Source organism: Aliihoeflea sp. 2WW, from assembly GCF_000497755.1.
Classification (GTDB): Bacteria; Pseudomonadota; Alphaproteobacteria; order Rhizobiales; family Rhizobiaceae; genus Aliihoeflea.
The window spans coordinates 1-8434 of the sequence record NZ_AYOD01000061.1; the positions used below are offsets into that span (position 1 = coordinate 1).

Here is an 8434-nt window from a genome sequence, read left to right on the forward strand (position 1 = left end):
TTTCCTCTCCCCCGGGCAGGGGGAGAGGTGGCGCGCGAAGCGCGACGGAGTGGGGGTGGTTCGCTCGGCGTTTGAAGCTTAGCTGCTCACGCCTGAATCACCACCACATTCGCCCCCACCGGCACGCGCTCGTAAAGATCGATCACGTCGTGGTTGAGCATGCGCACGCAACCCGATGACATGGCATGGCCGATCGACTGCGGCTGGTTGGTGCCGTGAATGCGGAACATGGTGTCGCGGCCGCCGCGGTGGAGATAGAGCGCGCGCGCGCCGAGCGGGTTGGAAGGGCCGCCAGGCAACCCGCCGGCGAACTCGCGGTTGCGCGGATCGCGGCTGATCATGTTGGCGGTCGGCGTCCAGCTTGGCCATTCGGCCTTGCGGCCGACCGTGGCGTTGCCGCGCAGCGCAAGCCCTTCCTTGCCGACGCCGATGCCGTAGCGCATCGCGCGGCCATTGCCCATCACATAGTAGAGGCGGCGCTCGGGCGTGTTGACGACGACCGTTCCCGCCTTGTGCTTGGTCTCGAAGGCGACCTCCTGTCGGCGCAGTTCCGGCTTGATCTTCTCGAGCGGGACGGCGCGCAGCGGGAAGCTTTCGTCCGGCAGCGCGGCGTAGTTGAGCATGGCGGTTCGATATTCGGTGCCGGCGGCCGTGCAGCCGGCGAGAAAGAGCGGAAGGCCGGCGAGAAAGCCGCGACGCGAGATGGACATGATGTTGCCTTTGACCAAGAAACCCCTGTCGATTTTCGTAAACGCGTATGGTTAACGATACCTTCCCGGACGGAATTTTGAAGGAACTTCTGCACCGTCGTCAGGTTGGAGGTGCATCGACGCCACACGTCGCGTCGGCTATGATTAGACGTTACCAAGAAGGGAGAAGACCGATGAAGGAATTTCATTGCGGCTCGCTCGTTCCAGGTTGCGACTGGCACACACGGCATGACGAAGAAGCGGAAGTGATGCGCCGCGCAGTCGAGCACATGCGCCAGGCGCATGGCGAGGACACGATCCGCGAGACGATGGTCGAGGCCATCCGCTCCCGCATTACCAATGCGCAGAAGGCTGCCTAGCCTTCCAGTTGCAAGAGCCCGTGGGCGCGCTCGACGAGCGCCTCGCGGCCAAGCGTGAAGCCCGACGAGACCCACTCACCCTTGAGCGTTGCGAGCGCCTTGCCGAGGCGCTCGTCTTGCGCTGCGCCGAGCGCGACGAGGTCGCGCCCTTGGAGCGGAAATTGCGGCGCGATCCAATTTTCGGCATATTTCAGCAATTGCGAATATTGACCAGCGGCGACGAGATCGAGGTCGTTCTGGACGCCGCGGATGCGTGCGGCGGCGAGCGCGAGCTTCAACTTATCCACGCCCGGCTGTTGACCGGCCGAAAACAGGCGCTTTGCGAGCGAAATCTCGCTGGTTTCGGCCGGTATTTCGCCGAAACTGGCCCATTCCTGCAGCCTTTTGGCTTCGTTCTTCGACAGTTTCAGCCGCTCGGAAAGGCTATCCACGCGCTCGGCCGTCGGCGGGATGATCGACATGAGACGCAGGATCGGATCGACCGGCCACCCCAGATCCCGCTCAGTGGCGACGAGGCCGGGCACGGCATCGATGCCCCATTTCTCGCTCTCAGGCAGCACCGCGGTCAGGACGCCGGACTGGCGCATCCAGAGCAGCGCGCGAGACGGGTCGGGGGCGGCGAGGAGCTTCTTCAGTTCCGCCCAGATGCGCTCGGCCGAAAGCTGCGACAGGCCGGCTTTCAGCCGCGCCGAGGCCTTGATCCCCTCCGCATCCGGCCGGCCGGAGCCGTACCAGGCGAAGAAGCGGTAGAAGCGCAGGATGCGCAGGTAATCCTCGCGAATGCGGTCCTCGGCATTGCCGATGAAGCGGAGGGTGCGCTTTTCGAGATCGGCGATGCCGCCAACGAGGTCGATGACCTGGCCGTCGGCGGTGGCGTAGAGCGCGTTGATGGTGAAGTCGCGCCGTTCGGCGTCGACCTGCCAGTCGCGGCCGAAGGCGACGGTGGCGTGGCGGCCGTGATTCTCGACGTCGGCCCGCAAGGTCGTGACTTCAAACGGTTTTCCGTGCGCGACGACGGTGATCGTGCCATGCGCCTTGCCGGTGGGAACCGGCTTGAAACCGGCTGCCGCAGCGCGTCTTTCGGTCTCGTCGGGCAGGCAGGTCGTGGCGATGTCGATGTCGGTGACGGCTTCGCCGAGAAGCGCATTGCGCACCGCGCCGCCGGCGATCCGGGCTTCCTCGCCATCGACGGACAGGACGGCTAGCAGCTTTTGCAGCGCCTTGTCCTTCAGCCACGGTGCGTCGGAGATGGAAACGCTCACGCGTAGAGCCTTTCATAGAGCGTGCGGATGATGCCGGCGGTGACGCCCCAGATATACCGCTCGCCGAAGGGCATCGTGTAGAAGAAGCGCTCGCGCTCCTGCCAGATGCGGCTGTCGCGGGTGTGGTTGGCGGGGTCCATCAGGAAGGCGAGCGGGACCTCGAAGGCGTCGTCGACCTCGTCCTCGTTCAGCGTCAGCATGAAGCCTGGCTGCGCGATGCCGAGCACCGGCGAGATGCGGAAACCCGAGCCGGAAACGTAATCCGGCATCCGGCCAACGATCTCGATCGTCTCGGCGCCGATGCCGATCTCTTCCTCGGTCTCGCGGATCGCGGCGAATTCGGGTGTCGGGTCGGTCGGATCGATGCGCCCGCCGGGAAAGGCGATCTGGCCGGAATGGCTGCGCAGCTTTTCGGTGCGCTTGGTCAGGATGATCGTCGCGCCGTCCGGATGGTCGACGGCGGCGATCATGACGGCGGCATCGCGCAGCCGCTCGTGGACGATCAGGTGGCGCAGATCGGGATTGAGGCTGTGGTCGCCATAGTCAGTGCCCTCATGCGGCGCCTGTTCGCGCGCGGCGCGGCTGCGGAAATCGGCGGCCGAAAACAGGGGCGCGTCCAATGTTTCAGCCCGCAAGACGGTTGAGCTCCGCAATCGGCATGACGGGGAAGATCTCGCCCTTCGAGCGCAGGCAGAACATGGCGCGGCCATCCACGTCGATCTCCTCGCCGATCTCGGCAAGCTGGTACATGACCGGCCGCGCGACGAGCGCTTCGAGCCGGCCGCGGACATGGAGATAGGGCTTCAGGCCGCCGGTTTCGTCCTCGTCGACGAATCGCAGCGGATGCTCGGCGCCGGCCTCGACGACGTCGCCGACATTGGTGCGGAAGGTCAGCACCTGCCCCTCCCCGCTGCCGGAAACGTCCATCTCGACGGCGAGGAAATGCGCGTCCTCGACCCGGATGCCGACCTTTTCGACCGGGGTGACGAGATAGGTGTTGCCGTCCTCGTCCTTGCGCAGGACGGAGGAGAAAAGCTGGACGAGCGGCATGCGGCCGATGGGGGTTCCCATGTAGAACCAGGTGCCATCCGCCTTGATCTCCATGTCGAGATCACCGCAGAAATCGGGGTTCCACTTGTCGACGGGCGCCGCGCCCTTGCCGGCGCGCGCGGCGCGGGAAATGAGCGCTTCGAGGCCTGCGCTGTCGGTCGCTGCGGCAAGGCCAGCCGTTTTCTGTGCATCGGTCATCGTCACGAAATAGTCACTGTTGTTTCGCTTGTCAGCACAGGCGTACCATTTAAGTTGATCGCGCCGGTTGCGCCAAGGCGTGAATTGCCCCAAGCCCAAGGACGACGACATGAGCCTGACCATCAAGGAACCAGCGATGAGCGAGACCGAGATGGTGGCCGAAGCCGAGCGCGCGCTGGCTGAAATCGGCAAGGTGCGCCAGGCGGTCGGCAAGGTTATTTTCGGCCAGGAGCAGGTGGTCGAGCAGACGCTGGTGGCGATTCTGGCCGGCGGCCACGGGCTGCTCGTCGGCGTGCCCGGCCTTGCCAAGACCAAGCTCGTCGAGACGCTCGGTATCGTGCTCGGCCTCGACGGACGGCGCATCCAGTTCACGCCGGATCTGATGCCGTCCGACATTCTCGGCTCCGAGGTAATGGAACAGGACGAGACCGGCCGGCGCTCCTTCCGCTTTCTCAAGGGGCCGATCTTCGCGCAGCTTTTGATGGCCGACGAGATCAACCGCGCTTCGCCGCGCACGCAGTCGGCGCTGTTGCAGTCGATGCAGGAATATCACGTGACCGTCGCCGGCGCGCGGCACGACCTGCCCTCACCCTTCCACGTGCTGGCGACGCAGAACCCGCTGGAGCAGGAAGGCACCTACCCGCTGCCCGAAGCGCAGCTCGACCGGTTCCTGATGCAGATCGACATCGACTATCCCGAGCTTGCAGCCGAGCGGCGCATCCTGATCGAAACGACCGGCGTCAACGACCAGAAGGCCGAGAATGTGCTGGATGCGGCGCGGCTGAAGACCGTGCAGGCGCTGATCCGGCGCATGCCGGTGCCCGAAAGCGTGGTCGACGCGATCCTGAAACTGGTGCGCTCGGCGCGGCCCGGCTCGGGCGATGCGGAGACCGACCGCCACGTCTCGTGGGGCCCCGGCCCGCGCGCCAGCCAGGCGCTAACGCTGTGCGCCCGCGCCCGCGCGCTCTATGACGGACGGCTCGCGCCCTCGATCGACGACGTGCGCGACCTTGCCGAACCGGTGCTGCAGCACCGCATGGCGCTGACTTTCGCCGCAAGGGCGGAAGGCATGACGGTACGCGACGTGATCGCGCGGCTCGCAAAGGCGGTCTGATGGCTTCGCTCGGTGCGGTCAGCCCTGCCGTCGCCCCGCGCGACGCGCTGGCCCGCGCCCGCGTTCGCGCGGCGCTGGTGCCCGACCTGCTGATCGAGGCGCGGCGGGTGGTCAACACGGTGATCGCCGGCTGGCATGGCCGGCGCAAGCGCGGCATCGGCGAGAATTTCTGGCAGTTCCGGCCCTATGTCGACGGCGAAGCGATCGCCCGGATCGACTGGCGGCGCTCGGCCCGCGACGACCACACCTATGTGCGCGACCGCGAATGGGAGGCGGCGCACACCGTGTGGCTTTGGGCCGATCCGTCCGCCTCCATGCTCTACCAGTCGAAGACGGCGAGCGTTTCGAAGGAATCGCGCGCGCTGGTTCTGGCGCTGGCGCTGGCCGAGCTTTTGTCGCGCTCAGGCGAGCGGATCGCCTGGCCCGGCCTGACCGATCCGTTTTCGGCGCGCAACGGCGCCGAGCGGCTGGCGGCACAGATGATGCACGCGGCGCATCTGCCGACACGGCCCGACCTTTCGACGATGAAACGCTTTTCCGACGTGGTGCTGATCTCCGACTTCCTCGACCCCGTCGAGGAGACGCGCGAATGGCTGGATGTGCTGGCGACGCGCGGCGTGCGCGCGCATCTGATCGAGATTTCCGACCCGGCGGAAGAGGAGTTTCCCTATTCGGGCCGCACCGAATTCCAGGACCCGGAGACCGGCACCAAGCTGACGGCGGGACGCGCCGAGACGCTGCGCGAGGACTACCGCAACCTTTACACCGCGCGGCGTGACGAGCTGTCCGCCTGGGCGCGCAAGCTAAGCTGGAGCTACACGGTGAACCACACCGACAAGCTGGCCTCCGACGCGCTGGTGCGCGTGCATCTGGCGATGAGCCAGGGGGGCCGCTGATGGGGTTCCTGCCGCTCTCCTTCGGGCTGCCGGCGGTGCTGGCCGGGCTCATCGCCCTGCCGGTGATCTGGTGGCTGTTGCGCCTGACGCCGCCCAAGCCGCAGACGGAAGCCTTTCCGCCGCTGCGCATTCTGGCGCGCGTGCTGCGCAAGGAAGAGACGCCGCACCAGAGCCCCTGGTGGCTGACGCTGTTGCGGCTCGCGATGGCGGCGCTGATCATCTTCGCGCTGGCCGAGCCGGTGTTCAATCCGCGCGAGCGCATCTCGACCGGCGGCAATGCGGTGGCGATCGTCGTCGACAATGGCTGGGCGTCGGCACCGGACTGGGCGATGCGGGTCGCGACCGCCGAGCGGCTGATCGCCGATGCCGAGGCGGAAAGCGCCCCCGTGCTGCTCGCCTTCACCGTCGATGCGCCCAATGCCGAGATCGGCCCCTTCGATGCACAAGCGGCGCGCGAGCGGCTGAACGCAGCCGAGGCGCGCCCCGTCCCGGTGGACCGCGCGGCGACCTATGAGCGGGTCGCAGCGGCGCTGGGCGACGTGCCGAACGCCTCCGTCGCCGTGCTGTCGGACGGGCTGGCGAGCGAGGCGGACGAAGCGGCCTTCGACAGGCTTCTTGCCAATGCCGGCGGGCTGATCTGGGCGACGCCGCAGGGCGTGACCGAAATCGGCCTGACGGGGACCGCGAACGAGCCTGACGCCTTCGTCGTCGAGGCCGTGCGGCCGACGAGCGATGCCGGCCCGCGCCAGGCGCTTATCGCCGCGCTCGACGATCGCGGCCGGCGGATCGCGGAGGCGGAACTGTCCTTCGGTGCGGGCGAAGCGGCGGCGACGGCAGCCTTCACCGTGCCGTTCGAATTGCGAAACGATTTCGATTCCATCGCCGTCGACGGCGAGGCGCAGGCGGGCGCGGTGCGCGTTCTGGATGAAAATTCGCGCCGCCGCCGTGTCGGGCTGATCGCGCAGGGCGACGGCGACGAGGCGCAGCCGCTTCTATCACCGCTTTACTATATCAGCCGGGCGCTGGCGCCCTTCGCCGACCTCGTCGAGCCGACGAGCGCCGATCTCGGCTCGGCCATTCCCGAACTGCTTGAGCAGCGGCCGGCGATGATCGTGATGGCCGATGTCGGCACGCTACCGGACGAAGCGCATGCGGCGATGACCGAATGGGTCGAGGGCGGCGGCACGCTGGTGCGCTTCGCCGGCCCGCGCCTTGCCGCCGCCGAGCCGGACGAGGACCTGTTGCCGGTGCGCCTGCGGATCGGCGAGCGCGCTTTGGGCGGCACCTTGTCCTGGACCGAGCCGCAGGCCATCGCCGAATATCCGCAGGGCTCGCCCTTCGCCGATCTGACGCCGCCGACCGACGTGACCGTGTCGCGGCAGGTGCTGGCGGAGCCGACCGCCGACATCGTCGAGCGAAGCTGGGTCAATCTTGCCGACGGCACGCCGCTCGTCACCGGCGCGCGGCGCGGCGACGGCACGCTGGCGCTCTTCCACATCACGCCGCAGGCGACATGGTCGAACCTGCCGATCTCGGGCTCCTTCGTCGAGTTGTTGCGCCGGCTGGTTCAACTGTCGCGCAATCAGGGGCCGGCGAATGCGCAGGCGGGCAATGGCGAGGCGACGCTGCCGCCCTACCGCCTGATCGCCGCCGAAGGCAGCCTGGTGCCGCCGACGCCGGATGCGCGGCCGCTGGCCGTTTCCGCCGATGCGCCGGTGACGCTGGAAAATCCGCCGGGCCTTTACGGCAGCGAGGAAGGCGTCGTGGCGCACAATCTCCTGCCTCAAGATGCGGTATTGGAGCCGATCGCGCGACCTCAGACGCCGCTTCTCGTGCGCGACGTCGCCTATGGCTTCGACGAGCAGGTGGATCTGCGTGGGCCGCTCTTTGCCATCGCGCTGGCGCTGATGATTCTCGACACGCTGGCGGTGCTGTGGCTCGGCGGCAAGCTGCGCCGGCCGCGCGCTGCGCGGGCTGTGCCCGCCGCTCTGGCGCTGGCGTTGATGGGCGCGATTTCGATGCCGGATGCCTATGCTCAAGAGGGCGACATCCAGCCGGGTGACGAGGAGGCCATCGCGGCGATCAGCCAGACGCGCATTGCCTATGTGCTGACCGGCGACAGTTCCATCGACGCGATCAGCCGCGCGGGGCTCGAGGGGCTCGGCCGCTTCCTGACCGACAAGACGGCGCTGGAACCGGGCGAGCCTGTCGGCGTCGACATCGCCGAGGACGAGCTTGCCTTCTATCCGCTGATCTACTGGCCGATCGACGAGGGCGGCGAGATGCCGTCGGAGGCCGCGCTGGCGCGGATCGACGCCTATATGCAGGATGGCGGGACGGTGCTGTTCGACACGCGCGACCAGTTCGGCGCCGGGTTCGATGCCGGTTCGGCAAGCCCGTCGACCATGCGCCTGCGCGACATCCTCGCCAACATGAACGTGCCGCCGCTGGAGCCGGTGCCGGACGACCACGTGCTGACCAAGGCATTCTACATCCTCCCCGAATTCCCCGGCCGCTTCAACGGCAGCCCGCTCTGGGTCGAGGCGTCGCAGACACTGGAGGAGGCGGCCGACCGTCCGGTGCGCGTCGGCGATGGCGTGACGCCGATCATGATCACCGCCAACGACCTAGCCGGCGCCTGGGCCATCGGCGCCAACGGCGCGCCCATGCTGCCGACCGTACCCGCCGACCCGATGCAGCGCGTCTATGCGTATCGGGCGGGGGTGAACATCATGATGTACATGCTGACGGGGAATTATAAGTCGGATCAGGTTCACGTGCCGTCGATTTTGGAGAGGTTGGGGCAGTGATGCGTTTGATCACCGGAACCACCCCCACTCCGTCG

The 8434-nt window shown here is 67.4% G+C and carries 8 protein-coding genes; 4 read left to right on the forward strand and 4 right to left on the reverse strand.

Going from position 1 to position 8434, the window contains the following annotated elements; translation table 11 throughout:
- Positions 1-86 precede the first annotated feature (86 nt).
- Positions 87-710, reverse strand: a complete 624-nt coding sequence (locus ALII_RS0119895) for a L,D-transpeptidase (RefSeq protein WP_024588970.1) — start codon at positions 708-710, stop codon at positions 87-89.
- 173 nt (positions 711-883) lie between these two features.
- Here ALII_RS0119895 and ALII_RS0119900 point away from each other — a divergent pair, with 173 nt between their 5' ends.
- Positions 884-1069 (forward strand): DUF1059 domain-containing protein, encoded by a 186-nt coding sequence (locus ALII_RS0119900; RefSeq protein WP_024588971.1) that lies wholly within the window; start codon positions 884-886, stop codon positions 1067-1069.
- Here the strand turns inward: ALII_RS0119900 and ALII_RS0119905 are convergent.
- From ALII_RS0119905 to ALII_RS0119915, 3 genes are read right to left on the reverse strand one after another with little or no spacing between them, the layout of a single operon-like run.
- Complete coding sequence (locus ALII_RS0119905) at positions 1066-2331, reverse strand: CCA tRNA nucleotidyltransferase (RefSeq protein WP_024588972.1); 1266 nt, start codon at positions 2329-2331, stop codon at positions 1066-1068. The two genes, ALII_RS0119900 and ALII_RS0119905, sit on opposite strands and share 4 nt — an antisense overlap.
- Positions 2328-2951 (reverse strand): CoA pyrophosphatase, encoded by a 624-nt coding sequence (locus ALII_RS0119910; RefSeq protein WP_024588973.1) that lies wholly within the window; start codon positions 2949-2951, stop codon positions 2328-2330. Before ALII_RS0119910 ends, ALII_RS0119905 begins: the two co-directional genes overlap by 4 nt.
- 4 nt (positions 2952-2955) lie before the next feature.
- Positions 2956-3579 carry a DUF1285 domain-containing protein gene (locus tag ALII_RS0119915; protein WP_029660756.1) on the reverse strand — a complete coding sequence of 208 codons (624 nt, stop codon included), beginning with the start codon at positions 3577-3579 and terminating at the stop codon, positions 2956-2958.
- 109 nt (positions 3580-3688) lie between these two features.
- On the opposite strand from ALII_RS0119915, the gene ALII_RS0119920 reads away from it, so the two are divergent.
- Genes ALII_RS0119920 through ALII_RS0119930 form a run of 3 tightly spaced genes read left to right on the forward strand, consistent with a single transcriptional unit; the run spans position 3689 to position 8399 of the window.
- The gene (locus ALII_RS0119920; RefSeq protein ID WP_024588975.1) at positions 3689-4693 is read left to right on the forward strand and encodes a MoxR family ATPase; all 1005 of its coding nucleotides are present in this window, start codon (positions 3689-3691) and stop codon (positions 4691-4693) included.
- The gene (locus tag ALII_RS0119925; RefSeq protein WP_024588976.1) at positions 4693-5589 is read left to right on the forward strand and encodes a DUF58 domain-containing protein; all 897 of its coding nucleotides are present in this window, start codon (positions 4693-4695) and stop codon (positions 5587-5589) included. Before ALII_RS0119920 ends, ALII_RS0119925 begins: the two co-directional genes overlap by 1 nt.
- Positions 5589-8399, forward strand: coding sequence for a DUF4159 domain-containing protein (locus ALII_RS0119930; protein ID WP_024588977.1), 2811 nt, complete (start codon positions 5589-5591; stop codon positions 8397-8399). Before ALII_RS0119925 ends, ALII_RS0119930 begins: the two co-directional genes overlap by 1 nt.
- Positions 8400-8434: the final 35 nt, after the last annotated feature.